Origin of the sequence: Pseudoxanthomonas daejeonensis, assembly GCF_010093205.1 — a bacterium.
Classification (GTDB): domain Bacteria; phylum Pseudomonadota; class Gammaproteobacteria; order Xanthomonadales; family Xanthomonadaceae; genus Pseudoxanthomonas; species Pseudoxanthomonas daejeonensis.
In genome coordinates, this window is record NZ_PDWN01000008.1 from 108,111 (window position 1) to 131,819 (window position 23,709).

General features: G+C 68.5%; 22 protein-coding genes and 1 rRNA gene. 8 read left to right on the forward strand and 15 right to left on the reverse strand.

The genetic code is table 11. From position 1 onward, the window contains the following. The first annotated feature begins 143 nt into the window (after window positions 1-143). Window positions 144-257: ribosomal RNA gene (rrf, locus tag CSC65_RS09555) — 5S ribosomal RNA — on the forward strand. A 750-nt stretch (window positions 258-1,007) separates the two neighbouring features. Here the strand turns inward: rrf and CSC65_RS09560 are convergent. Both CSC65_RS09560 and CSC65_RS09565 read right to left on the reverse strand, forming a co-directional pair. Further along, entirely contained in the window at window positions 1,008-2,726 is a 1,719-nt protein-coding gene (locus CSC65_RS09560) for a M28 family metallopeptidase (RefSeq protein ID WP_162410340.1), read from the reverse strand. Window positions 2,727-2,777: 51 nt separating this feature from the next. After that, window positions 2,778-3,443: a DUF4097 family beta strand repeat-containing protein gene (locus CSC65_RS09565; RefSeq protein WP_425501336.1), complete on the reverse strand. Its 666-nt coding sequence runs from the start codon at window positions 3,441-3,443 to the stop codon at window positions 2,778-2,780. A gap of 110 nt (window positions 3,444-3,553) precedes the next feature. Here CSC65_RS09565 and CSC65_RS09570 point away from each other — a divergent pair, with 110 nt between their 5' ends. Further along, entirely contained in the window at window positions 3,554-4,831 is a 1,278-nt protein-coding gene (locus tag CSC65_RS09570; protein ID WP_425501344.1) for a murein hydrolase activator EnvC family protein, read from the forward strand. Between the two features lie 98 nt (window positions 4,832-4,929). Beyond that, entirely contained in the window at window positions 4,930-6,351 is a 1,422-nt protein-coding gene (locus CSC65_RS09575) for a S41 family peptidase (protein WP_162410341.1), read from the forward strand. A 60-nt stretch (window positions 6,352-6,411) separates the two neighbouring features. Here the strand turns inward: CSC65_RS09575 and CSC65_RS09580 are convergent, their stop codons facing one another. Continuing rightward, on the reverse strand, window positions 6,412-6,735 hold the full coding sequence (locus CSC65_RS09580) for a DUF1820 family protein (RefSeq protein ID WP_162410342.1): 324 nt from the start codon (window positions 6,733-6,735) through the stop codon (window positions 6,412-6,414). Between the two features lie 68 nt (window positions 6,736-6,803). Next, window positions 6,804-7,496 (reverse strand): rhomboid family intramembrane serine protease, encoded by a 693-nt coding sequence (locus CSC65_RS09585; RefSeq protein WP_162410343.1) that lies wholly within the window; start codon window positions 7,494-7,496, stop codon window positions 6,804-6,806. Window positions 7,497-7,733: 237 nt separating this feature from the next. On the opposite strand from CSC65_RS09585, the gene CSC65_RS09590 reads away from it, so the two are divergent. After that, complete coding sequence (locus tag CSC65_RS09590) at window positions 7,734-9,116, forward strand: OmpP1/FadL family transporter (RefSeq protein WP_162410344.1); 1,383 nt, start codon at window positions 7,734-7,736, stop codon at window positions 9,114-9,116. A gap of 72 nt (window positions 9,117-9,188) precedes the next feature. Here the strand turns inward: CSC65_RS09590 and CSC65_RS09595 are convergent, their stop codons facing one another. The 5 genes from CSC65_RS09595 to ttcA form a co-directional block, all read right to left on the reverse strand. Next, on the reverse strand, window positions 9,189-10,217 hold the full coding sequence (locus CSC65_RS09595) for an SMP-30/gluconolactonase/LRE family protein (protein ID WP_162410345.1): 1,029 nt from the start codon (window positions 10,215-10,217) through the stop codon (window positions 9,189-9,191). 72 nt (window positions 10,218-10,289) lie between these two features. After that, window positions 10,290-11,078, reverse strand: a complete 789-nt coding sequence (locus CSC65_RS09600) for a YgjP family zinc-dependent metalloprotease (protein WP_162410346.1) — start codon at window positions 11,076-11,078, stop codon at window positions 10,290-10,292. 73 nt (window positions 11,079-11,151) lie between these two features. Continuing rightward, complete coding sequence (locus tag CSC65_RS09605; protein WP_162410347.1) at window positions 11,152-11,520, reverse strand: hypothetical protein; 369 nt, start codon at window positions 11,518-11,520, stop codon at window positions 11,152-11,154. 91 nt (window positions 11,521-11,611) lie between these two features. Then, a complete protein-coding gene (locus CSC65_RS09610) occupies window positions 11,612-12,517 on the reverse strand; it encodes a recombination-associated protein RdgC (RefSeq protein ID WP_162410348.1) in 906 nt (301 codons plus the stop codon). A 105-nt stretch (window positions 12,518-12,622) separates the two neighbouring features. Further along, on the reverse strand, window positions 12,623-13,525 hold the full coding sequence (ttcA, locus tag CSC65_RS09615) for a tRNA 2-thiocytidine(32) synthetase TtcA (protein WP_162410349.1): 903 nt from the start codon (window positions 13,523-13,525) through the stop codon (window positions 12,623-12,625). A 79-nt stretch (window positions 13,526-13,604) separates the two neighbouring features. Here ttcA and CSC65_RS09620 point away from each other — a divergent pair, with 79 nt between their 5' ends. After that, window positions 13,605-13,808: a YdcH family protein gene (locus CSC65_RS09620; RefSeq protein WP_202922863.1), complete on the forward strand. Its 204-nt coding sequence runs from the start codon at window positions 13,605-13,607 to the stop codon at window positions 13,806-13,808. 15 nt (window positions 13,809-13,823) lie between these two features. Here the strand turns inward: CSC65_RS09620 and CSC65_RS09625 are convergent, their stop codons facing one another. Further along, entirely contained in the window at window positions 13,824-14,945 is a 1,122-nt protein-coding gene (locus tag CSC65_RS09625) for a PAS domain-containing protein (RefSeq protein WP_162410351.1), read from the reverse strand. A 299-nt stretch (window positions 14,946-15,244) separates the two neighbouring features. Here CSC65_RS09625 and CSC65_RS09630 point away from each other — a divergent pair, with 299 nt between their 5' ends. The 3 genes from CSC65_RS09630 (at window position 15,245) to CSC65_RS09640 (ending at window position 17,359) form a co-directional block, all read left to right on the forward strand. Beyond that, window positions 15,245-15,595 (forward strand): hypothetical protein, encoded by a 351-nt coding sequence (locus tag CSC65_RS09630; protein ID WP_162410352.1) that lies wholly within the window; start codon window positions 15,245-15,247, stop codon window positions 15,593-15,595. A 233-nt stretch (window positions 15,596-15,828) separates the two neighbouring features. Beyond that, complete coding sequence (locus tag CSC65_RS09635; protein ID WP_162410353.1) at window positions 15,829-16,077, forward strand: hypothetical protein; 249 nt, start codon at window positions 15,829-15,831, stop codon at window positions 16,075-16,077. A gap of 337 nt (window positions 16,078-16,414) precedes the next feature. Then, the gene (locus tag CSC65_RS09640; protein WP_162410354.1) at window positions 16,415-17,359 is read left to right on the forward strand and encodes a hypothetical protein; all 945 of its coding nucleotides are present in this window, start codon (window positions 16,415-16,417) and stop codon (window positions 17,357-17,359) included. Window positions 17,360-17,395: 36 nt separating this feature from the next. Here the strand turns inward: CSC65_RS09640 and CSC65_RS09645 are convergent, their stop codons facing one another. The 5 genes from CSC65_RS09645 to CSC65_RS09665 form a co-directional block, all read right to left on the reverse strand. Further along, complete coding sequence (locus CSC65_RS09645) at window positions 17,396-18,115, reverse strand: hypothetical protein (RefSeq protein ID WP_162410355.1); 720 nt, start codon at window positions 18,113-18,115, stop codon at window positions 17,396-17,398. A gap of 5 nt (window positions 18,116-18,120) precedes the next feature. Continuing rightward, window positions 18,121-20,811: a glycerol-3-phosphate 1-O-acyltransferase PlsB gene (gene plsB, locus CSC65_RS09650; RefSeq protein ID WP_162410356.1), complete on the reverse strand. Its 2,691-nt coding sequence runs from the start codon at window positions 20,809-20,811 to the stop codon at window positions 18,121-18,123. 7 nt (window positions 20,812-20,818) lie between these two features. After that, window positions 20,819-21,775: a hypothetical protein gene (locus CSC65_RS09655; RefSeq protein WP_162410357.1), complete on the reverse strand. Its 957-nt coding sequence runs from the start codon at window positions 21,773-21,775 to the stop codon at window positions 20,819-20,821. A gap of 221 nt (window positions 21,776-21,996) precedes the next feature. Then, window positions 21,997-22,725: an orotidine-5'-phosphate decarboxylase gene (gene pyrF, locus CSC65_RS09660; RefSeq protein WP_162410358.1), complete on the reverse strand. Its 729-nt coding sequence runs from the start codon at window positions 22,723-22,725 to the stop codon at window positions 21,997-21,999. Then, entirely contained in the window at window positions 22,722-23,612 is an 891-nt protein-coding gene (locus tag CSC65_RS09665) for a 5'-nucleotidase, lipoprotein e(P4) family (protein WP_162410359.1), read from the reverse strand. The genes pyrF and CSC65_RS09665 overlap by 4 nt, the downstream gene beginning before the upstream one ends. Window positions 23,613-23,709 lie beyond the last annotated feature (97 nt).

A 23,709-nucleotide genomic window follows, 5' to 3' on the forward strand; every position in this document is an offset into this window, starting at 1 on the left:
ACCTCAAGTGGCCTTGGACTCGACGAACACGTCGATAGTCATCGAGCCGCTCACTACATCCCAAGTACTTATGCGAGACGGTGCGGTATGCACGGTCGGTCCTTTACGGGCGATCATGTTCACCAGCACGCTCCAACCGTCTCCCTGATGAAATTAGCGTTGTGGAACCACCCGATCCCATCCCGAACTCGGAAGTGAAACGCAACAGCGCCGATGGTAGTGTGGGCTTCCCATGCGAGAGTAGGTCATCGTCAGGGTTTTATCCCGAAACCCCCAGCCGCCAGGCTGGGGGTTTCTTCTTTTTCCGATTCAACGATCGTGCGGAGTCGTGAACGGCCGTTGCCTCCCGATAGGGAGTCTTGAAAGGGGCGACGTGGGCGCGCCTGCAAACGACCCCGGCACCGGACGCAGCTGGCGTCGCGCAAGGCGGGAATCGCTGAACGGGACAGTCAACGGGCGCCCCGGATGGGCGCCGCGGATCTGGTCGGTAAGCCCGAGTCCGTCGACCAGGTTGACGGCGGGCTGCCGATTGGCCGTGAAGATGGCTGCCCCTCGGATCTCCGACCGGCGTTCGTGGTGAGCGGAGCCTGTCGCCTCTTGCCCGGGCGGCGAGCTTTCAGGCGGGTAGGGCTGCGCTGCGCTGTGCCCTGATTGCCTGGCGTGTTTGCTCAATTGCGCGCGCACCCCAGTTGGGCTGCCTGGGCGGCAGGCCATATCGCAATGCGAACTCCAGGGTCATGCCTCGGCGAGAGAGCTCTGGTCGTGGCCCGCGCGAGATCGATTCCGTCGATCCGAGTTCGCTCAGCGCGCATATCAACTGCCGATGACTGTGGCACCTTGGATTACCCGTTCCCGCAACGGCGCGAAACATGGTTCTTTCGTGGCAAGGGCTAGCTATTGCACGTAACGGCACATACTCAGTCAGCCCGGTCGACGCACAAAAAAAGGGCCGGCGCGACAGCGACCGGCCCTTCGTTCGTTCCTGGGCGCCCAATACGCCTGAGGTATTACTCGGTGCTGCCGGCCTGCTTGCCAGTCATCATCGTGTCGCGTGCCGCCTTGAACGGATTGCCTGCGTACCAGTTCGGCCAGCGGTCGCCGGCGGCAAGGTCGCGACCAACGCCATAAAGCGCGACCAGGTCCTCGACGACTCCGTCGTAGCGCCAGCCTTCATGAACCTCGTCGCTGGGCTGGTGGTAACGCTTGGCGTAGTCGGCGCTGGCGGCCTTGCCGGCCTCGGTACCACCCTCGACCAGATCGCTGCCGCCCTTGGCATACAACGCGGGAACGCCGGCCTTGGCGAAATTGAAGTGGTCGCTGCGGAAGTAGTAGCCCGCGGCGGTATTGCCCTCCTGGACCAGGACCCGTTCCTGTTGGTCGGCGTAGGTCTTCAGCATGTCCTCCAGCTCTGAATTGCCCTTGCCGGTGACGACGAAGTCGCGCGATCGGCCAGCCACCGACATCGCATCGAGGTTGACCACGCCGGCGATCTTGTCCAGCGGGAACGTCGGATGTGCGACGTAGTACTTCGACCCGAGCAGGCCCGACTCCTCCAGCGTGACCGCCACGAACACCACGGAGCGCTCCGGCGGCTGTTCCTGCTGGGCGAAGGCTTCCGCGATCTCCAGGATGCCCGCCACGCCGGTCGCGTTGTCGATCGCGCCGTTGTAAATGGCGTCGCCTTCCTCGCCCTCGTGGTTGCCCAGGTGGTCCCAATGGGCCATGTAGAGCACGGCCTCATCAGCGCGGGACTTGCCCGGCAGAACGCCGATCACGTTGCGTGAGGTCTTGTTGGCGGTGCTGCTGGCCAGGTCGACCGACAGGGTGGCGTCAAGCGGCACGGGCGTGAAACCGGCCTTGCCCGCCTTCTTGTAGGCGTCTTCCAGGTCCAGGCCGGCACCAGCGAACAGCTTGCGTGCCGCGTCTGCAGTCAGCCACCCCTGCACCGGCAGGCGCGGCTCGGGATCGTCGCTCGCCGGCAGGTCGTACTGCGCGCCGGACCACGAATTCTTGACCACATCCCAGCCGTAGCTCGCGCCGGCGTCGTCGTGCACGATCAGCGCCGCAACGGCGCCCTTGCGCGCAGCTTCCTCGAACTTGTAGGTCCAGCGGCCGTAATACGTCATCTTCTTGCCGTCGAACAGCTTCTCGTCCTGGGCGTGGAAGCCCGGATCGTTGACGAACATCACCACGGTCTTGCCGGTCCAGTCCTGGTCGGCATAGTCGTTCCATCCGCGCTCGGGCGCGTCCACGCCGTAGCCGACGAATACCATCGGACTGTCCTTGACGCTGACCTGGGCCTGGCCGGTACGCGTGCCGACCACCATGTCCGCACCGAATGTCAGCTCCACCGGCTTGCCATCGATGGTGAGCGTCAGCTTCGTTGACGGGTCGGCCGTGGTTTCCACCATCGGCACGTCCTGGAAGTAGCTGTCGCCATTGCCCGGTTGCAGGCCGATGCGCTGCATCTGCGCCCGGATGTATTCGATGGTGCGCTCTTCGCCGACCGAGCCCGGGCCACGGCCCTCGAACTCGTCCGAGGCCAGGGTCTTCACCATTTCGGCGAAGTCGTCCGCCTCGATCGTGGACTTGAATGCATGGGTGCTGGCGGGCGCAGTAGCAGCGGCGGCGTCGGGCGCGGGGGGCGGGGCGGGGGTGTCGGCCTGTTTGCAGCCGGCCAGCGCCAGGGCGCCGGCGGCGAGGCCGATCAGGACTTTACGGGACATCGGGACTCCGAAGGGATAGCGGAACCCCGATTCTAGCCAAGCCGCGCCGGCTCAGTCCTGCGGCGCGGTCTCGGTTTCGAAGCTCACCGGTTCGGCCCCGGTCACCGGACCGGTCCGGGCAGTCTTGTGCACGTACAGGCTGACCTCGCGGCGGAACTCGAGCGGCCCGTCGACAACGGCGTTCGGGCCGATCACCACCCGCGGCTTGCGCTTGGGCGTGCCCTGGAACCAGCTGCGGTTGCGCTCGATGGTGATGCCGCCGCGCACGTGGGAACCGATGCCCACGGTGATGTCGCCATTGACCGTTTCCAGGTTCTGGACCACTTCGGTCTGGACCAGGCCGATTGCGCCGTTCACGGTCTCGATGCCGCCATCCACCTTGCCGCCCTGGTCGACGAATACGCTGCCATTGACCGTCTCGATGTCGCCGGCGACCTGGACGTTGCGGCCGAGGCGGATGGCGCCGTTGACCGTTTCCAGGCTGCCGACGCGGGCGCCATTGCCGACGTGGACGCTGCCGTTTACGGTGCTGGCGTCGCCGGACTGCACGTTCTCGGCGATGTGCACGGCGCCGTTGACGGTCTCCAGGTCGCCGTAATTGCCGCCGGCGCTCGTTTCGATGCTGCCGTTGACCTTGCTGATGTCGTCCTGCGCCATGGCGGGCAACGAACAGGCCACGGCAAGGGCAAAGGCGACGCGGGTGATGAGGCGGGTCATATGGGATGCCTGTGATACGGGACCTGACCAGCATACGACCACCCTTGGCTACAATCCGCCACTGTCTGAAGTCACTGGGATGTCCGGGCGTGCGCCATCGCCGCAAGCAGATGCTGTCCTGGCTCTTCGCCGGCGGGTCGCCCCGTGTCGCGGCCCGGCTGGCCATGCTCCTCGGGTTGGCGTGGATGTCCGGGCCGGTCGTCGTTCCGTTCGCCGTCCAGGCCCAGTCGCAGAAGGCGACCGAGCAGGAGCTGCGCAAGACGCGCACCGAGTTGCAGCAGATCGCCCGCGAACGCCGCCGGCTGGAAGGACAGCGCGGCGAGGCCGCCCAGCGATTGCGCCGGGCGGACGAACAACTGGGTCGCTCCGGCCGCGCACTGGCCGAGACCGAGGCGGCAATGGCGCGCGAACGCGATGCGCTGACCGCCCTGCAGCAGCGCCGCAAAGCGATGCAGCTCGACCTCGGGCAGCGTCGCGCGCACCTGGCCACGCTGCTGCGCAGCGCCTACATGAGCGGTGCCCAGGCGCCCTTGAAGATCCTGCTGGCACAGGACCGCATCGCCGACGCCCAGCGTGCGCTGGGCTACTACCGGTACGCCCAGCGCGAGCAGGTACGCCAGGTGGCCGAGCTGTCCGGGGCGCTGGAAGCGCTGGTGGCGACGGAGACGGAAATCGAAGCGCGCACCGCGGAACTGCAGGCGCTGCAGGCTGAGCAGAAGCAGCAGTTGGCCACCCTCAAACGCGACCGCGGCTCACGAGCCGAAGTCGTGGCCGACCTCGATCACCGCTATGAGGATCGCCAGCAGCGCGAGCAGGCGCTGGGACGCGACGTGAAATCGCTGGAGCGCCTGCTCGCCAACCTGCGGGCAACCGCTGCGAAGGCCGAGGCCGAGCGCCGTGCCGCCGCCAGGCGCGAAGCGCAGAGCGCGCAACAGGGCGCAAACGGTCGCACGGCTGCGCCGGGCAAGGTGCCGCCCCGGGTGGCATCGACGACGCCACCTCCGAAAGTAGGCGGGCTGGGCTGGCCGGCGACTGGCGAGTTGCTGGCGCGCTATGGCGGTCGCCTGCCCGACGGAAGGACCAGCAGCGGCGTACTGATCGGCGCGTCGGCCGGCAGTCCGGGCACCGCGGTGGCCGATGGCACCGTGGGGTTTTCCGAGTGGATGACCGGTTACGGGCTGATCCTGATCGTCGACCACGGCAACGGCTACATGAGCCTGTACGCGCACAACGAGTCGCTGCTGCGCGATGCCGGGGACAGGGTGCGCCGGGGCGACGCGGTGGCCAAGGTCGGCAGCTCCGGTGGCCACGGCCGTGCGGCGCTTTACTTCGAATTGCGCCGTAACGGCCAGCCGGTGGATCCGGCGTCGTGGCTGCAACGTCGCTGAATGCCGGCAGCGGAAGTCCGGTGGAAGTTCAAGCGGCATTGGGCCGGGCTTGACGCATAATCGGTTCAACGCGCGCCTGGCGCGTCCCGGAGCCCCGCATGCGTCGTCCCTCCCTGCTCCTGCTGCTGGCCCTGTTGCCGGCTGCGCACGTCGCCGCCCAGCAACCTGCACCGGGCGGACCGGAAGCGAAGGAAGCAGCCGGGCAAGCGGCGCCCGCGGAAGAAGCGGCGCCGGAAGACATCCCGAACCAGGATGCGCCGGTGGCGGCCAGCGACGATCCCGATGCCGCCGATGACCGCGCCACCGCGGCTTCCAGGGTGCCGTTGGCCGAGATCCGCCGCTACGTGGCGGTCTACAACGCCGTCAAGGACGCTTACGTCGATCCGGTCGACGACCGCGCGTTGATGCAATCGGCGATCGCCGGCCTGTTGCTGGACCTGGATCCGCACAGCGCATACCTGGACAAGAGCGAGAGCGAATCCTTCGACGAGCAGACCAGCGGCGCCTACGACGGCATCGGCGTGGAGCTGCAGCAGGAGCCGGACAACACGCTGAAGGTGGTCGCGCCGATCGACGACACTCCGGCCGCGCGCGCCGGCCTGCTGTCGGGCGACATCATCATCGCGATCGATGGAAAGCCCATCGCCCAGGTCGAAGCGATGGAACCGCTGCGCGGCGTGCCGGGCAGCAAGGTCACCATCACGGTGGTGCGCGAGGGGCGCGACAAGCCGTTCGACGTGACCCTCGTGCGCGAGACCATCAAGATCACCAGCGTGCGCAGCCGCATGCTCGAGCCCGGTTATGGCTACGTACGCATCAGCACCTTCCAGGCCGATACGGGCGCCGATTTCCAGACCCATCTCGACAAGCTGCAGGCGCAGGCCGGCGGACGCCTGCGCGGACTGGTGCTGGACCTGCGCAGCAATCCGGGCGGCCTGCTGACCGCCGCGGTGCAGGTGGCCGACGATCTGCTCGACAAAGGCGGGATCGTCAGCACGCGCGGCCGGATTCCGATCAGCGACACGCGGTTCGACGCTACGCCGGGCGACCGCATGAAGGGCGCGCCGGTGGTGGTGCTGGTGGATGCCGGTTCGGCCAGCGCGGCCGAAGTGCTCGCCGGCGCGTTGCGCGACAACAATCGCGCCCGCGTGATCGGCAGTCGCACCTTCGGCAAGGGCTCGGTGCAGACCGTGCTGCCGCTGGACAATGGCGACTCGGTCAAGTTGACCACCGCGCGCTATTACACGCCCAGTGGGCGTTCCATCCAGGCCAGCGGCATCGTCCCGGACAAGGAGCTCACGCCGGACCCGGCCCTGATCGGCGCCGACGTGGTGCCGCCCAGCCTGGCGGAGATCAGCGAGGCGACGCTGCCGGGCCACCTGCGCGGCGATGACGAGGGTGCCGAGGGTTACAAGGCCGGCCAGCCGCTGCCCGGCGACAAGCCGATCGCCGCCGCCCTGGTCGAGCTGAAGACGCTCGTCAGCCAGGCATCCGGCACCAAGGCCGTGCAGGCGCGCTGAGTTGGAACGTCCGCGCCTGCTGGCGCGGGCCCGACGTAGTCGATATCCGGCGGGCAGGCTTCAGCGTGGCGGCTTGGACGGCATCGGGAACGGCGTGACCACTTTTTCGCCGGTGGCCGCATCGCGGATCGCCGACTGGCCTTTGCGCTCCACTTCCTCGACGCGGACGATGCTCTGCATCGGCAGGTGCAGGACGCGGGTGGTACCGAATTCGTCGCGCAGGCGCTCTTCGGTCGGATCGACCACCAGGCCCTCGTGCACGTCGAACACCAGTTCGCCCACCTCGGTGAATCCCCACAGCGAGCTTCCGGCCACGTGCCGCGCATAGAGCTCGTACACCTTGCCGTGGTTGAGGAAAGTCACCTTGTAGAGCAGCTTGGCCATCGGTCTGCGGATCGTCGTGCGGGAGGAGAAGATGGGGCGGAACCGGCCCCGATCCAAGGGCGAAGGGATCAGTAGCCGCGTTGCCGTCGCAGCCGCCGCGCGATGCCGGCCCGTACCACCAGCGCGAACACCACGCCGAAGAGGAACCCGGCCACGTGCGCGGCCCAGGCCACCGCGCCGAACGCCGGGCCGATGTAGGCGAACAGCACCTGCAGCGCCGCCCAGATGCCGATCAGCAGGAATGCCGGCGCGCGCACGAACTCCAGGAACAGGCCCAGGGGCAGGACCACGCCCAGGCGCGCCCCGGGGAACAGGGCCAGATAGGCGCCGATCACGGCCGAGACCGCGCCGCTGGCGCCGATCACCACCCGGTCCGGGTTGTCGATCGCCAGCACGGCGGCCAGGTTGGCCACCGCGCCGCCACACAGGAACAGCAGCAGGAACCGCCACGGCCCCATCGTCCGCTCCGCCGGCAGGCCGAAGATCAGCAGGAACACGAGGTTGCCCAGCAGGTGCGCCCAGTCCGCATGCAGGAACAGGGCGGTGAACAGGCGCAGCACGCTGCCGTCGCGCAGGGCGGCCAGCCAGGCGTCACCGCCTCCAAGGCCCCTTCCCAGCGCCCCCCAGGCCAGCCACAGGCTGTGCCGGGCCTCATCCGGGCGGCCCAGCGACCACAGGAAAGCCAACCACAGCGCGGCAAACAGCAGCGGCGTGGCCCAGCGCACTGAAGCCTTCTGGCGCGAGGGCAAGGACACGAACATGGCCGCCACTATCGCCCAGGCCAGGGTCGGGCGTCTGCACCCACCCGGCCAGGCGGGCCGGCCACCGGCGCGGGGCGTGACTTTCGTCGTTATTGTCTGGTTAAACGCAAGGCGTATACTCCAATACGGCGTCGTATGTCGGGAGGGGACTCCGACGGATGCGGGCAACCCCGGGAGGGGGTCGCCTGCGGGCGCGCAGGTGCCACTCAACCCCCGTCATCCGGAGAGATCAGAAACATGCAAGTCCATTCCCTCACCCGCATTTCCGCGCTTGCCCTCGGCATCGCCGGCGCCCTGGCCTGTGGCCAGGTCCATGCCGCCGCGTTCCAGCTGAAGGAAAACAGCGTCAAGGCCCAGGGCCGCGCCATGGCCGGCGCCGCTTCGGCCAAGGGCGACGCCTCGGTCGTCGTCAACAACCCGGCGATGATGTCGACCTTCGATCGCACCACCATCCAGGGCGACGTCACCGCGATCGACCTGTCCTTCGAGTTCGAAGGCAGCGGTTATGCCGCGGCCGGCACCCCCCTGCAGCAGCCGCTGACCGGTGGCGACGGCGGCGACGCCGGCGGCGTCTCGCCGGTCCCGGCGATGTCGTTCATCCTGCCGCTGGAAGGCAGCTTCGAGTACCTGACCCTGGGCGCCATGGTCAGCGCGCCGTTCGGCCTGAAGACCGAATACGACGACGGCTGGAAGGGCCGTTACCACGCGCTGAACTCGGACGTGAAGATCATCGACCTGACCCTGGCCATGTCGCTGGATCTGGGCGACCACTTCTCGGCCGGCCTCGGTGCGGTCATCGAGCGCTCCGACGTCACCCTGTCCAACGCGATCGACTTCGGCACCGCGCTGTGCGGCAACGCCGCCACGCAGGCGCTGTGCTTCATGCCGAACCCGATCACCGGTCCGTTCGGCCCGCAGAAGAACGACGGTTCGGTCGAGGTGCACGGCACCGACACCAGCCTGGGCTTCATCGCCGGCCTGAGCTGGCGTCCGACCGACAACGTGTCCATCGGCTACTCGTATCGCTCGGAAGTCGACCACTCCCTGACCGGCGACGCCGACTTCACCGTGCCGACCAACGTCGCCACCATCCTGGCCTCCACCGGCCAGTACGTGGACACCGGCGCGCTGGCCGAGCTGACCACGCCGGCCGTGCACACCCTCAGCGGCACCTGGTACGCCACCGAGAAGTTCGCCCTGATGGGTGAGGTGTCGCGCACCGGCTGGAGCTCGCTGCGCGAGATCCGCATCCAGTTCGACAACCCGCGCCAGGCCGACTCGGCCGAGGACTACAGCTGGGGCGACAGCTGGTTCTACAGCGTCGGCGGCGAGTACCTGCTCAGCGACGCGTTCACCCTGCGTGCCGGTATCGCCCGCGACGACTCCCCGGTCAGCTATCCGCACCGCACCCCGCGCATGCCCGACCAGGATCGCATGTGGTACTCGGTCGGCCTGACCTGGGCGGCCAGCGAGAACTTCTCGCTCGACGCCAGCTACGCGCGCATCGACCTGGTCGATACGCCCGAGGTCAACATCCTGTCCTCGAGCCGTTCGCGCCTGACCGGTTCCTACGACGGCGGTGCCAACCTGTTCGGCGTCTCGGCGCAGTACCGGTTCTGATCGCCTGACGGCGAAGCGCTACGAAGGGCCCCGCTCCGGCGGGGCCTTTTTTTTGGCGCCCGGGATCCCGGATCAGTACGGCAGGCCAGCCACGCCCAGGTCGATCGACCACACCGCGCCGGCCCCGGTGAGGTACAGCGTGCGTCCCTGCGGGCCGCCAAATGCGGCGTTGGTGAGGTTGGCATCGGCCGCGATGGTCGCCAGCTCCTGGCCCTGCGGAGAAATGACCCGCACGCGTCGCAAGGTATGTTCGGTCAGGTAGATGTTGCCCAGGCAGTCCACCGCCAGCCCGTCCGGAACCGTGGTGGCCACCAGATCGCGGCCGGCCTGTGCCTGGCCGTCGACCAGCGCATAGGCGCGCAGCACGCCTTGTTCGCCGCCGCCGGCCACGTACAGCGTGCCGCCGTCGGGCGACAGGGCGATGCCGTTCGGATTGGCGATGCTGTCATCGACCACGCCGACGTTGCCGTCGGTCCCCACGCGGTAGACGCGGGTCTTGTCCTGGCCTCCGGGCGCGGCCGCGCGCTGGAAATCCGGGTCGGTGAACCACAGCGTGCCATCGCGGCCGATCACCAGGTCGTTGGGTGAATTGAACGGCTGCCCCTGGTACTCGCCGACGATGCGCATGCGCGAGCCGTCGATCAGGTCGAAGCGCGAGATCTCCTTGCGGTCGTGGGTCGCGGCGACGAGCGCACCGTCTTCGCCCAGCGCCAGCCCGTTGCTGCCGCTGGGATCGATCACCGTCTCCAGGCCGCCCTGCGCGGTCAGCTTGCGGATGCGCGAAGGAAAGCCATCGGAGAAACGGAAATCGGAGAAGTACAGGGCCCCGTCGCGCCAGACCGGGCCTTCGTAGAGGCCGGCCGCGCCATCCCCGTCGGCGGCCGTGATGCGGGTCGCGGTGAGGGCACCCGTGGGTGGTGTGCCCGCATCGGCCGGACACGAGGGGGGTCCGCTGCCCGCGGCATCAGCAGTGGCAGGGGCTGCCGGCACGGGGGCACTGTCGGGAGTGCCTGCCTGCGTCGGCTCCGCGTCGCGTTGGCAGCCGGCCATCAAGGCGGCAACCACGGCCAAGGACAGGGCAGTACGGATCGATGCGCGCATGCGGGGCTTCCGGTCGGGACTGGGCCCATCCTAGCGCGGGCATCACGTAATGCCCGCAGCCGGCGCCTGCCGTCAGCCGGAGAGCAGCGAGCGCAGGCTGGCCTTGAGCTGGCGCCCTTCGGCGTGGAAGTAGGTCCTTTCCTCTCGCCAGCGGGGGAAGCGGGCTTCCACTTCACGCCAGAACGCAGGCGAATGGTTCGCCTGCAGCAGATGGCACAACTCGTGGACCAGCACGTATTCGAAGGCCGAGGGCCGCGCCAGCACCAAGGCCAGGTCCAGCGCCAGGGTGCCATCCGGAGCCAGCGAACCCCACTGCGAAGACATCACCTTCAACCGCAGCTGGCGCGGTGTACGCGGCAGGCCCGCCAGGTAGGTGGGCAGCCAGCGGCCGATGTCGGCGCGGGCTTCGGCTTCGTAGAACGCGCGAAGCGCGCGTCGCAGGGCGGCATCCGATGCCCGCGCCGGGCGCTGCACATGGATGCCCGCGTCGTCGCGGGCGATGCGGATGTAGCGGCCGTCGTGCCATGACAGCGGCACCTGCTCGCCGCGCAACGGCAGTTGCGAGGTGTGTCCCGGCGCAAGCGCGGTCGCTGCCGCATCCGGTGGCCGGTGGCGCTCCAGCTGGGTGGCCAGCCAGTCGCGGTGTTCATGCAGGAATCGGTCCCCCGAGACCATGCTGGCGCGCACCGGAAGGGTCAGGCGCGCGCCGCGCTCGTCCACGCTGAGCTTGAGCCGGCGCGCGCGCGGATCGCGCACGCGTAGAACCTCGATGCGGCGGCCATCGTCCAGCTCGAGTTCCAGGGTGTCGCGTTGCAGGCGCTGCGGCGCGCGGGCGATCAGGCGATGGAGCAGGGAAGGCATGCGACGATTCTAGGCCCAACGCGTCGGCCATGCCCGCGCCACGACCACTGTTCTCCCGCCGTATTCCGGAAGATCAGCCCGCGACTCCGGACGCGGCCCGCATGGGTGACGGAGGAGGAAGGAAGCGGGGGGCGCCGAACTGCTCGATGCCCGGACCGGGCGCAGTCCTGCTGTCGATGTGACCGCTGGCTTCCCCGTGCCAGCGCCGAAGCAGGCGTTCGCATCGCTCCGCCAGCATCCGGAGGGAGCGTGCCTTCGCGAACGCTTCATCGTCGCAGTGCTCGATGAATTCGCGCCCCGACGGAGTGACGTCCGAGGGGGTATACAGCGCGGGGATGACGGGGGCCAACGCATCGGCTGCGGAGGGTTTCGCTTCCGAGCCATGCATGACAGGCGGGGCGAAAGCGACGGCGAGCACGACAGACAGCGACAAGGGCATCATCGAGGCGACCTCCTGGCGGCAGGTAGTGCCAGCCTATGTCGTAGCAGTTGACTACTCAACCGGGCCGTCGCGGGGAGGCCCGGCCGGCCTGTCAGCCCTCGGCCTTGCTGATCTTCAGCGCCGACTCCAGGACCAGGAACAGGCGACGCACCTCCCCAGACAGCAGGGCGAAGCGTGCATCCAGCTCCTGGCGCAGGTCGTCGCGCTCTGTGCTTTCCAGCTGGTCGACCGCGCCTTCCAGGAACTTCAGCTTGCGCACCACCAGGTCCTCGCCGAGGACGAACGAAACATGGTCGTCCAGGCTCAGGGCCAGCTTCGTGACCTGCTTGCCCGCTTCGAGATGTTTGCCGATCTCGTCGCTGAGCAGCTCCTGGTTCTGCGCCTTGACCACCGCGCCGCCGTCCATCGCGTCCTTGAGCTCGCACTCCTCGCCCAGCGACAGGCCATCAGGCAGCGGTTCGCCGGCGATCCAGCCGGTGAGGATGCTGCGCGGCGCCACTTCGGCATTGGGCGGAATCGCCGGGAAGCTGCCGAGCGCGCGACGGATCTCCGAGGCCACCATCTCGCCGGTCTTGCGCGAAGAAGCATCGACGGCCAGGAAGCCGTGCTCCAGGTCGAGCAGTGCATCGGTGCGCGAGCTCTTCACGAACGCGCGCGGCAGCAGTTCGTGCAGCAGGTCGTCCTTCAAGCGCTTGCGCGCCTTGCCGCCGAGCTTGCGCCCTTCCTTGTCCTCGATCTCGGCGACCTTCTGCGCCAGCAGGTCGTTGACCACCGAGCCGGGCAGGATCTTGTTCTCGCTGCCGACCGACAGCCAGATGGCGTCGCCGATGCGGTGCGACAGCACGTCTTCGCCACGGCCGAACGGGGAAATGAAGCCGCTGGAGGAAAGCTCAAGCGGGCCGACCGGCTTGAGGGCGGCCTCCGGCAGCAGGGCGTCGAGCTGGGAGAAGTCGTGGGTGCTGGGAAAGCGGAAGAACGTCAGGTTGCGGAAGAACATGCGTGGGTCGGTGTCCGGTATTCGTGCTTGGGAAGCGTGGCCATCGCGCCGCGGCGACGCGATGGATCGTGTGGGGCGGCGGCCTGGAACGGCTGCCTCGGGTTGTCAGTCGCCGCCGCCGCTGTCGTGCGGATCGCCGGCCAGCCAGGCATGCGCATCGGCGCGCGCGGCGCCCTCGCGATGGCCCAGGCCTGGGAAGTCGAACAGTTTCAGGTCCGCCAGGTGCGAAGGACGGATGTCGCCGAGCGCGTTCGCGATGGTCTCGATGCGTCCCGGCGATTCCCGTTCCCATTGCTGCATCATCAGCCCGACCTGCTTGCGCTGCAGGTTCTCCTGGCTGCCGCACAGGTTGCAGGGAATGATCGGGAACCGGCGGGCGACGGCGTAGTCGACGATGTCGCTCTCGCGCACGTACGCCAGCGGGCGGATCACCACGTGCTTGCCGTCGTCAGACAGCAGCTTGGGCGGCATGCCCGAAAGCTTGGCGTGGTGGAACAGGTTCAGGAAGAAGGTGGCGACCAGGTCGTCGCGATGGTGCCCCAGCGCGATCTTGGTGAATCCGTTCGCCTCGGCATATGCGTAGAGCGCGCCGCGCCGCATGCGCGAACACAGCGAACACATGGTCTTGCCTTCCGGCACGACGCGACTGACCACCGAGTAGGTGTCCTGCTCGATGATGTGGAACGGCACGCCCAGCGCGCGCAGGTAGTCGGGCAGCACGTGCTCGGGGAACCCGGGCTGCTTCTGGTCCAGGTTCACCGCCACCAGCTCGAACGGCACCGGTGCCTTGCGCTGGAGCTGCAGCAGCACGTCCAGCATCGTGTAGCTGTCCTTGCCGCCGGACAGGCAGACCATCACCTTGTCGCCGGCCTCGATCATGCCGAAGTCGGCGATCGCCTCGCCGACCTGGCGACGCAGGCGCTTGGCCAGCTTGGCCTGCTCGCGCTGGACGATGCGCGGATCGGCACGGCGGGAGGCGGGCTCGGGAAGGGGCAGGACGGCATTCATCGGGCTTCATTCTACCGGCGCGCACCGGTACATGCCGGCGCCGGCGGATGGCACCGGGCGCGGTGTAAGCTTGGACCTCGTGGAAGCCATCGACCTCGCCACTGTCGCCGAACGCATCGCCGAACTGCGGCGCGAGCATCGCGCGCTCGACGAACGCATCCTGCAGCTGGCCGCCAACCCCGAAGACGACCTGGAAGCCAAGCGCCTGAAGCGGCGCAAGCTGCAGGTCAAGGACTGCATCGCCAAGCTGGAGAGCCTGCTGATCCCCGACCAGCCGGCCTGAAGGGGCTGCGCGGGTTCAGCGGGAACAGGCTGCCACTGCCGCCACCAGCCGGATCAACGAGGCCTGCCCGCGCTCACCGGTCTTGCTGCAGACCGTCTTGATCCGGGTCTGGGCGGTCGTCATCGCGATGCCGCACTCCGTCGCCGCCAGCGCCAGGTCGCCCGAATGATGGAGCGCGCAGGCCAATGCGGATTCGGCGGCGGTGAGATTGAACAGCTGGCGCAGCGCCGGGCCCAGGTCGTTGGCCGCGCCCACCGTTTGAAGGAAGAGGACTGCCGCGCAGGCGCCAGGTCGACCCGGGCCGGCCAGCGGGTGCACCGACGCGACCAGTGCGTTGCGTCCGGCCGCATCCTTCAGCACCACCTTGCCTGCGTGGCGCAGTTGCCTGCCATCGCCGGATCGGCCGGCCACGGCTTCGTGCAGAGCCTGCCGCAGCGCCGCGACGTTCCGCGTCGCCTCGGGCCGGCCCTGGTGCAGGCGCAGCAGGTCGCCCTGGCCCAGCAGATGTTCGGCCTGAGGATTCATCCGGCTCACCCGCTGCGTCCTGTCCAGCATCATCATCGCCAGTGGCGCGGCTTCCATGGCCGACTCCAGCGATTCCACCCGCTGCTCCAGCCAGCTGAGCCGGCGCTGGATCGCATAGGCGTTGGCCCAGTGCGGCGCCACCTGGCGCATCAGCGCGAGGTCTCGTTCCGTGTAGGGCCGCAGTCCGCTGGCCCGGCACAGGGTGGCGACGACCACGCCCTCCGCGTCGGCCTTGGCGCACAGGGCCACGGATTGCTCTATATCGCCCAGCCGCAGGTACTCGTTGTAGTAGCGGGTGCGCCTGAGTTCGGTACGCGTGGCCACGGAGTCGCTGTCCATGATGCCGCCGACCGCCATCCGTCCATGCGCGCGCTGCATCCAGAGGTTGTCGCCGGCGTACTCGGCCTCGTAGATCGCGGCCTGGGCCGGATCGGCACCGAAAAGCAGGTCCAGGCGGCCGCGGCCATGTCCGGCGTCATGCACCATCACCGCACCGATATGGCTGCTCGTCGCAGCGCCGAGCGTTGCGCTGAACTGCGCCATCTGGTCCGGTTCGAGCACGGATGCATACAGCGGCTCCAGCACGGCGGCCAGCTTCGATTCGTCGTCCATGACAGTCCCCTTTCTGTCAAGCCCCGATCGGGAGTGTTTCGGTTCCGGCCTGTGCGGTCAACTGTGGCGGAAAGGTAGCGGTGGCCATGCGGTGGAGTCGCACCCTGGGGGCGTGTCTTGGCGATGCGCCTTCGCCGGCGATGGTGTACCGGGCCGGCCGCGTGGCCGTGGGGAAGCGGACAAGCAACCCGCTGACGGTGCGTCATCGAGCCGCATGATCGTCTGGCCAGCATACGGACCGCGACGGGCGTCGATCCATTCTGTGCAATCGGCAAAACAAGGGGGGCAATGAGATGAAGATGAAGAAGATGGCCATAGTTTTGGGCGTGCTCGCGGTAGCGGCCAGCGTGCCGGCGTGGGCGCAGCGTGGCGGACCGGATTACTACTACTGCAATCTCAAGGAGAGCGGCGTCTCCTATTACTCGGCGGTTTTCGACTACGAGCCCAATGGCCCGTTCGACTACTCGATGATCGAGAACATGGCGCGCTCGTTCAAGAATTCACTGTCCGGTCGTTACTCGGTTTCCAGTTACTCCAGGGCTGCATGCGAGATGCACAGCAGCTATCGGGATGCGCAGGACAGGCGCGACGAGGAAATGGACCAGGACAGTGCGAGGGCTGAAGTCGTGCAGACCGGCTGGCGCCCCTGAGGGATGCTGCTGCGCCGGAACAGCAGGCGCAGTCCTTGCCCCGGCTTGCGCGAGCCTTGTCCCCGTTGCAGGAACGCCGATCCACTGGCGGCGGACGCATGAACGCTTGACCTGCCCGGAGACGGATTCATCTGAGGCCCCCGGGTCCGCCAGGTTATTGACCTGTGGGGGCATAGAACCGGAAATCGCCTGTTCCGGGCTGCAAGAATCCAACCGTCAATGAAGGAGATGCCATGAAACGATATCTGATTACTGCGACCCTCCTGCTTCTTTTTTCCAGCGTCGCGCTTGCCAATGTCTATACGCGCGCATGGTGCAAGAATCCCGAGCACGGGCGTAGCCCAAGTGGTGGCTACGGATGGATTTCCCATGTGTTCGAAGGCTCCAACAGCGACGCATGCTGGAAGTTCGCGAGCGCGCACCGGCGGGACAACCATGAGACCGGGTGTTCCTATGTCCGTGCCGATGGCGAATACAACTGAGAGCGGGCGAGGCCTGGGGAATCCCGCGCCGCCCGGTGGGCATGCCGCTCGCCGGCTGAGTGGATGATGCGTGGCGCGGTACGGGCGGCGTATGGCCCGGAGGGTGTGTGCCGGTCAGCCGCAGCGAGGGCGCCGACCTCGGCGCCCTCGCTGCGATGGGGCTGCCGCAGGACAGGGCTGGGCAAGGAAGTGCGGCAAGCTTCCGGGAGCGGTGCCGCGGTGGCTTTCGGGCAACCCGCAGTGGTGGCACGGGCGAAGTCCGGCGCAGGTCACGATCGCGAGGGGCTCGCCATCGGAACGGCTGCATTCTGGCGGGCCGCGCTTGAGGAAGAACTTGATGCTGCTCGATACCACCGACAAGGATGGGCCGCGCGTGGAGCCTGATCCCGGGAAGCCGGACGAGCGCGCCGGCAGACGAGCGTCGAAGACGGACCTGGCCGGCTTCCGTGCACCGTTCGCTGCAATGGTCCTGGTCGCGCCGGTCGCGCATGGCGCGCTGCCGCCCGAGTATTACCAGGCCGCACGCGAGCAGGCGCCCCACCACCTGCAACTGCGGGTGGAGCGGGTAAAAATCCCGCGTGGGCGGGATTCGGGCAATTGCCAGGTGGAGGCATCGGTGCTGCGGGATTTCCGCGGCTCGCTGGCAGCAGGCACGCCACTGCACTTCCTACTGAATTGCAGGATGCCGGACGCGCGGCCGCGGCCCGGTGCCAGTGCCTGGCACGGCTACGAGTCGCTGGAGTCCGCACGTTTCGCGGAGGGGTTCTTCCGCGGCACTGGAGCGACTGTTGTTCCGGTCTACGGGCAACTGGGTATCGTCGCCCATGAACGCGAATGGCCCTGGTGCGAGGCCGGGAGCGGTCGCTGCGACCTTCCGCCACCGGAGCCGCCCCAGGTGCTGGAGTGCGGAACGGTGGGGCTGGGCGGCACCGGCAAGCAGCTGCGCGGCGGCTGGGTCGTCAAGATTGCCGACTACCGGATGTGGTTCTGGAGCGACGTCGAGCACTTGTACACAGGCGAAGGCAGGCACTGGCAACCGCATTTATGGGAGCCGCAACGCCTGCCGGTGCCATTGCGGATGGATGCGAGCCGTTACACGCAGGTGTCCCACCTGTACACGGAAGGTGGCGAACAGCTGCTGATGACGCGCAGCTTCAGCTATGACCGCTCGACGGGCCGTTTCGAGGAACGCACGATCACCCATCAAGGTGTCGGAGAAGACGTCGTCCATGGCGCGTGCCGGCCGATCGCCGACCCGGACACGATGACCGCCCCCGGTTGACCGTCGTCGCCTGGAGCGGTCCTGCCTGGCCCGGTCCTACTCCCGGTCGAACGAATAGAGCACGCCCCAAGTGTGCTGCCGCTGCCGGCGCTCGCACCATTGCTCGAAACCAATGCCCTCGGGCTGCCGGCTCCAGTCCAGGAAATCGTCGACCAGCATCTGCTGTTGCGCCAGTGCCATGGCGTGTGCGTGCCTTTCCTCGCCTGCCGGCAGTTGCGCGAGAAGCTGCGTCGCTTCGCCAAGGCACTGGTGGACGAATGCGGTTTCGTACACCAGCCCGCCTTCGGGAAGGTGGTGGGTGGCGAAGGCCACGCAGTCGATCAGGTTGCGCAGCAGGTGGATGCGGGCGAGTACTTCGTTCGCGTCCAGTACGACAGCCGCGCGCAACGCAGCGCGATCGTTATGCAGGATTCCCCACCAGCGGTGGCCGGCGGCATCGTGCGGATGGTCGCGCAGCCATTCGGCCAGGACGGGTTCGATCAACCGCCTGGCCAGTGGTTGCGGAATGAGCTGGTGGACCTTTGGCGCGCGACGCTGGCTATCCAGCAGCCACTCGACGAGCTGTTTGCGGACGGCGAAATCGAGCGTGGCAGCTTCGGCGAGGAATTCATCGAGTGCGACATGGGCGGGCTTGCGCAGGCCGGATGCCTTCAGCCGGCAGTAGCGGGCGAAGGCCTGCAGGTGCGGCAAGCCGTCGGCCTGCGCCGCAATGGCCTCCAGGCCCTCGAAGTTGTCCTGGTTCCAGTAACCCGGCATCGCACTCAGTCCGACGTGGCCTCCGGCGGCTCGCTGCGCGCCGCCTCCGGGCTCACCCGCTCGATCGTGTGCCGCAGCTCGCGGCCCAGGATCATCTTGGCGTCCTTGGCCCATGTGTCCAGGCGGTCGTCGAACAGCAGCTTGCTGTTCTGGTCGGGCCATACCAGGCGCAGCTCGCGCAGTTTCTGGATGAAGCCGCGGAACAGGCTCTTGTCGAAGAACTCCGGCGCCGCTGGCGCGTACAGCAGGCTGAGCCGTTGCGCGGCCAGGTGGCACAGGCTTTCCAGTTCGGCCGCGCCGAGCGTGCCGGGGCCGTTTTTCACCAGCACCGAGATGGCGATGTAATAGCGCTCGAACGCCTGCTGCAGGGTGTGGCCGATCGCGCGCAGGCGGAACACCTCGTCGCTCTGGCCCTGGTTGCGCTGCAGGATGCCGCCCTCGTCGTCGTTGATCTGCTGCAGCAGGCCCTCGCGCACGAACACGTCGGCGATGCGGTCCACGCGCTCGGCGAACTCGTCCTCGCTCCATGGCAGGAACAGCTCGGCCTGCAGGAACGGGTAGACGGTGCGGCCCAGGCGGACGAGCGTGCGCCGGCTCATGCGCCGGTTGTGCTGGAAGCAGCAGGCGATCCACGACGAGGCGGTGAACAGGTGCACCACGTTGTTGCGGAAGTACGACAGCAGCACCGCGGTGTCGTCGTCCACGCCCAGCACGTCGCCCAGTGGATGCGGGATGCGGTTGAGCACGCCGATCTCCTCGCCGTGGGCGATGATCTCCTCCGGCGTGTGCGGCGTGACGGTGAAGCGGTCCGAGTACGGCATCTCGGCCAGCAGGGTCTTGGACAGGGCGATCTGCGCCAGCAGGTCGCGTTCGCCCATGGCGTGCTTGGGCGTGGACAGGATCGCCAGCGCCAGCAGGTTGATCGGGTTCACGTCGGCGGCGCCGTTGATGTTGACGTGGATCTTCTGCGCCAGCGCATCGACCGTGTCGGCCAGCCAGGCCGGCTTTTCGTCCTCGTTCACCGGCTTGCCATCCCAGTCCGGCGCGCGTTCTGCCAGGACCTCGCCCAGCCGGATCGGCTCGCCGAAGTTCACCACCACCTGGCCGTAGTTGGAGCGCAGCACCTTGGGGATGCCCCACAGCAAAGACCAGATCGATTCCTTCTGCTTGGCCTTGCCGGAGAGCTCGTCGAGGTAGCTGTTGCCCTCCATCAGCTTCTCGTAGCCGATGTAGACCGGCTGGAACAGCACCGGGCGGGTGGGCTGGCGCAGGAACGCGCGCAGCGTCATCGCGATCATGCCGCCCTTGGGCTGCAGCAGCCGGCCGGTACGCGAGCGTCCACCCTCGATGAAGTACTCCAGCGAATAACCGCCGGACACCAGTTGCGCGACGTACTCGGTGAACACCGCCGAATACAGCGGGTTGCCGCGGAAGCTGCGGCGCATGAAGAACGCGCCGCCCTTGCGCAGGATCGTGCCGACCACCGGCAGGTTGAGGTTGATGCCCGCCGCGATGTGCGGGGGCACGATGCCGCGCTCGTACAGCAGGTACGAAAGCAGCAGGTAGTCCATGTGGCTGCGGTGGCAGGGCACGTAGACCACTTCATGGCCCGGTGCGGCTTCCTTGAGCTTGTCCAGGTGGTGGACCAGCACGCCACGGTAGATCTTGTTCCAGATGCCGGTCAGCAGGAAGCTGGCCGAACGCACCACCGGATGTGAATAGTCGGCGGCGATTTCCCACGCATAGGCGTGGGCCTTCTTCCAGGCCTCGGCAGGCTTGGAGTTGTCGCGCCGGGCCTGGTCGCTGATCGCCTCGCGCACGGTGTCGGCGGCCAGCACCTTGTCCACCAGCAGGCGCCGGGTCGACAGGTCGGGGCCGATGATCGCGGCGCGGATCCGGCGGAAATGCGCGCGCAGCACGCGCTGCAGCTTGCGCACGGTGCGCTCGGGCGGCAGGCCTTCGTCCACCGATTCGCGCAGCGACACTGGCTCGGCGAAGCGGACCAGGGTGTCGCGGCCGTTGAGCAGCAGCGCCAGCAGGCGGCGGAAGCGGCCGACCAGCGCCCAGTTTTCGGAGAACAGCACCGAGAACCAGCCGCTCTGCCGGTCCGGCGCGCGGCCGACGAAGATCGACACCGGCACCAGCCGCACGTCCAGCGCCGGATCGGCGCGATGCGCCTGCAGCAGGCGGGCCAGCGAATCGGAGTGGGTGCGCTTGGCGGGTCGCTGGTCCGGGATCAGCGGTGCGGCGTTGCGGCGCGAGAGGGCCACGTAGGCACGCTTGCGCCCGGTCGGGTCGCGCGGCAATGGCACCAGCGGCGAGGGCAGCCCGGCCTGGCGGCAGGCCTTGTCCAGGATCAGGGCGTTGGAAAGGCCGTAGTCCTCGAGCACGTAGCAGACCGGGCGCGGGTCGGCTTGGATGTCCAGGTCGGCCGGTTCGAGCTTGAGCTCCAGCCATGGATCGACCAGCCAGCCCATGAAGCGGGCCCAGAGCGGGCGGCGCGGCGACGGTGGCGGTGCGCGGCCGGCGACCGGCACGGGCACCACCGCGCTGGCGGACGTTGCGGTCGCGTCCGCCGGGAGGGCCGCGTCGGCGGCGGGGGGCGGGGTCCCGGTGGCGACAGGCGCGCTCGTGCCCGTTGCAGGCTGCGTGCCGGGCGACGGCTCCGGGAACGGGAAGGAATTCTGTTCAGGCATGGACGGATTATCGCGCAGCGGCCGGGTCTGACGGCGGCGGCGGTGCTGGCAGGCCCGGCAGGGCCGGTGCGGGTGGCGTGGACGGCTCGGCCAGCAAGGCGGCGGCGTGCAGGAGGTAGTCGGTGAGGTACCAGTGCCCGTCGCGCCGGGTCAGGCTGACGGTGGTGTCGATCTCGGTGCCGGCCAGCGGATAGTGGATGCGCACGGTGGCCTGGTCACCGCTCTCCTCGACCAGGCCGGTGCGCAGGTCCGAGAGGCTGCGGTCCAGGTCCAGGCCGTAGTCGGCCAGTACCGCCTTGGTCGCGGCGGCGAACGGCCCCAGCCGGCGCAGGCTTTCCTCCATGCCGGCGGCGTCCAGTGCCGCATCGCCGTCCAGTCCGGTGGCGCGCGCGGCGGCGGCCAGCTGGTCGATCGCGGCGTTGGCGCGCGCGCGGTCGCCCATCGGCGCGGTGGCCGTCCATGCGCCCAGTGCGGCGATGACCTGCGCGTAATGGGCTTGTTCCTCTTCGCTGTAGCCCCCCTGGGTACGCACGTACTGGGTGCCGAACAGGGCCAGCGACCGCGTCGCGTCGCGCAGCGCGGCGTCCTGTCCGGCCATCTGCCGCTCGAACGAGCGGCGCAGCTCCTTCTCCGACCCCGGCGCGGACAGCACCGCCAGGAGCGGGCCGAGCTGTTCGTCCAGCGGCAGTTCGGTCAACGGCCAGCGGCTGTGGCCCTGCGACCAGGCCTCGGCCAGGTGCGCCCGTTCCGCCGCGGGCAGCGCGTCGCGGGCGAACGCTTCCAGGTCGTTGCGCTGCAGGTGCGTGGCCAGCTGGCGGACGGCACCGGCCGGTTCGCTGGCCGCGCCGGGCAGTTCCTCGGGAACCGGTTCGCGCCGGCAGCCAGCGATGGACACCAGCAGGGCAACGGTCAGCCACGCGGCGGCGATCGGGGCCAGCCGTATGCAGCGGCGCGAGGAAAGCATGGGCGGCATCCGGAGGGTCCGCGCCGAGTGTGGCCGCAGCCCGGTGGGGTCGGCAAGGCGTCCGGGCAGAAAAAAGGGAGGCGCTGGGCCTCCCTGAATCCGGCCAAGGCCGGAGGACATCGTGTTGTGGCACGGTTCCGGCCACTGACCGGACGCCGGCATCCTATCGCCATGGCGAAGTTTAGGCAATACTTGAAATTGTATTGCGTAACTATCTGATTTTATTTGGCTATCGCCAGCCCGATCTCGTGCTGGATCGCCGATGCGGCCGCGCGCGGGTCCGCCGCCTTTCGGATCGGTCGGCCGACCACGATCGCGTCGGCACCCGCGCGGAAGGCTTCGGCCACGCCCACACTGCGCTTCTGGTCATCGCCTGCCGGGCCGCCGGGGCGAATGCCGGGGCAGACAATCGAGAATCCGCCGCCGGCAGCATGGCGGATCGGGCCTGCTTCCAGCCCCGAGCAGATGACGCCATCGATACCGGCCGCCTGCGCGGCGAGGGCGCGTTCGATGACGATCGCTTCGGGTTCGCCGGAAATGCCCATCGATTTGAGGTCGTTGCCGTCCATCGAGGTCAGCACGGTGACCGCCAGCAGGCGCATGTCGGTCCCGGCATTGGCCTCGGCGGCGGCCTGCATCATCGCCGGGTGCCAGCCGTGGATCGTGCAGTAGCTGACCGGCCAGCGTCCCAGTCCGCGGATCACGCCGGCCACGGTGGCCGGTATGTCGAAGAACTTCAGGTCGACGAAGATCCGCTTGTCGCGCGCGGCCAGGTCGTCGAGCACCTGGAAGTATTCGCCCGAGGCCAGCAGTTCCATGCCGATCTTGTAGAAGCGCACGCTGTCGCCAAGCCGGTCGATCCATTCCAGCGCCTGCGCGCGGCCGGGCACGTCCAGGGCGAAGATCAGCCGTTCGTCGGGGGCGAGCGCCAAGGGCGCGCGGCCGCTCACGGCGCCACGTCCAGCGCGGCGCGCTTGGCGGCGCGTCGCACGTCGCGCGGCTGGCGCCAGTCGTTGTCGAACAGGGCCGGCTCCCAGCTGCCGTAGGTGGGGTTGGGCAGCATCCACCAGCGCTCGCCGAACCAGCCGTCGTAGCGGTCCAGCAAGGCCTGGCGGCCGGCCGGGCTGTTGTCCTGGATGCGGGCGAAGTCGCCCAGCTGGTCGCCGAACTGCATCAGCACGCGGTACGTGCGACCGGCCAGCTGGCGGCGGCAGTCCTTCTCCGAGCCGTCCTGTTCGCAGCCCTCGACCACGGTACCCAGGCCCAGGAACACGCCCTCGTCGGCCACCGGCAGGCCTTCGGCGCGCAGGTTGTCCAGGGTCGCCTGCTTCAGGTGCACGGCGCGGTTGGAGATGTAGACCAGGGTGATGCCCCTGGCGTTGGCGGCGCGGGCGAACTCGACCACGCCAGGAAGGGCCTTGGCCTTGCGCTCCTCCACCCAGGCGTCCCAGGTCGGATCGCTGTACTCGGCGCCGTCGCGGACCAGTCGCGCCTGGTAGGGCGAGTTGTCGAGCACGGTCTCGTCGATGTCCAGCACCACCGCCGGCTTCAGGCCCCTGGCCGCGTTGCCGCGCTCCTCGGGCACCAGCGCATCCCAGTCGGCCTGCTTCAGCGCCACGTCGAGGTGGTCGGTGGCGGCGCGGTAGGCCTGCGCGGCGGCGGCACGGTACTCGGCCGAACGCTGCACCCAGAGCACGGCGTTCAGATTGTCGTCGGCGGGCACGGCGGGAGCCTGCGCGGCGGCGGGCGCTGTCGCGGGAGCCTCGGGGCGTACCGGCTGGCATGCGGAGGCCATGAGGCCGACGGCCAGCGCGACGCAGAGCAGGGAAAGACGCATCGAGCGCGATCTCGGAAACAGCAGGGGCGCCAGTTTACCGGCTTGCCGGCGGCGGCCGTGCTTCAAAGCGATGCCTCCAGGGGCGGACGGTGGCGCC

What these genes read in the sequence shown, in the direction of transcription:
- CSC65_RS09645 (WP_162410355.1), bottom strand. Translation starts at nt 18,115, where the DNA reads ATGCCGGGTTACTGGAACCAGGACAACTTCGAGGGCCTGGAGGCCATT.
- CSC65_RS09665 (WP_162410359.1), bottom strand. Translation starts at nt 23,612, where the DNA reads ATGCGTCTTTCCCTGCTCTGCGTCGCGCTGGCCGTCGGCCTCATGGCC.
- CSC65_RS09585 (WP_162410343.1), bottom strand. Translation starts at nt 7,496, where the DNA reads ATGTTCGTGTCCTTGCCCTCGCGCCAGAAGGCTTCAGTGCGCTGGGCC.
- CSC65_RS09580 (WP_162410342.1), bottom strand. Translation starts at nt 6,735, where the DNA reads ATGGCCAAGCTGCTCTACAAGGTGACTTTCCTCAACCACGGCAAGGTG.
- CSC65_RS09560 (WP_162410340.1), bottom strand. Translation starts at nt 2,726, where the DNA reads ATGTCCCGTAAAGTCCTGATCGGCCTCGCCGCCGGCGCCCTGGCGCTG.
- CSC65_RS09570 (WP_425501344.1), top strand. Translation starts at nt 3,554, where the DNA reads ATGCTGTCCTGGCTCTTCGCCGGCGGGTCGCCCCGTGTCGCGGCCCGG.
- CSC65_RS09655 (WP_162410357.1), bottom strand. Translation starts at nt 21,775, where the DNA reads ATGCTTTCCTCGCGCCGCTGCATACGGCTGGCCCCGATCGCCGCCGCG.
- CSC65_RS09640 (WP_162410354.1), top strand. Translation starts at nt 16,415, where the DNA reads ATGCTGCTCGATACCACCGACAAGGATGGGCCGCGCGTGGAGCCTGAT.
- CSC65_RS09575 (WP_162410341.1), top strand. Translation starts at nt 4,930, where the DNA reads ATGCGTCGTCCCTCCCTGCTCCTGCTGCTGGCCCTGTTGCCGGCTGCG.
- ttcA (WP_162410349.1), bottom strand. Translation starts at nt 13,525, where the DNA reads ATGAATGCCGTCCTGCCCCTTCCCGAGCCCGCCTCCCGCCGTGCCGAT.
- CSC65_RS09600 (WP_162410346.1), bottom strand. Translation starts at nt 11,078, where the DNA reads ATGCCTTCCCTGCTCCATCGCCTGATCGCCCGCGCGCCGCAGCGCCTG.
- plsB (WP_162410356.1), bottom strand. Translation starts at nt 20,811, where the DNA reads ATGCCTGAACAGAATTCCTTCCCGTTCCCGGAGCCGTCGCCCGGCACG.
- CSC65_RS09605 (WP_162410347.1), bottom strand. Translation starts at nt 11,520, where the DNA reads ATGATGCCCTTGTCGCTGTCTGTCGTGCTCGCCGTCGCTTTCGCCCCG.
- CSC65_RS09630 (WP_162410352.1), top strand. Translation starts at nt 15,245, where the DNA reads ATGAAGAAGATGGCCATAGTTTTGGGCGTGCTCGCGGTAGCGGCCAGC.
- CSC65_RS09590 (WP_162410344.1), top strand. Translation starts at nt 7,734, where the DNA reads ATGCAAGTCCATTCCCTCACCCGCATTTCCGCGCTTGCCCTCGGCATC.
- CSC65_RS09610 (WP_162410348.1), bottom strand. Translation starts at nt 12,517, where the DNA reads ATGTTCTTCCGCAACCTGACGTTCTTCCGCTTTCCCAGCACCCACGAC.
- CSC65_RS09625 (WP_162410351.1), bottom strand. Translation starts at nt 14,945, where the DNA reads ATGGACGACGAATCGAAGCTGGCCGCCGTGCTGGAGCCGCTGTATGCA.
- CSC65_RS09635 (WP_162410353.1), top strand. Translation starts at nt 15,829, where the DNA reads ATGAAACGATATCTGATTACTGCGACCCTCCTGCTTCTTTTTTCCAGC.
- CSC65_RS09595 (WP_162410345.1), bottom strand. Translation starts at nt 10,217, where the DNA reads ATGCGCGCATCGATCCGTACTGCCCTGTCCTTGGCCGTGGTTGCCGCC.
- CSC65_RS09565 (WP_425501336.1), bottom strand. Translation starts at nt 3,443, where the DNA reads ATGACCCGCCTCATCACCCGCGTCGCCTTTGCCCTTGCCGTGGCCTGT.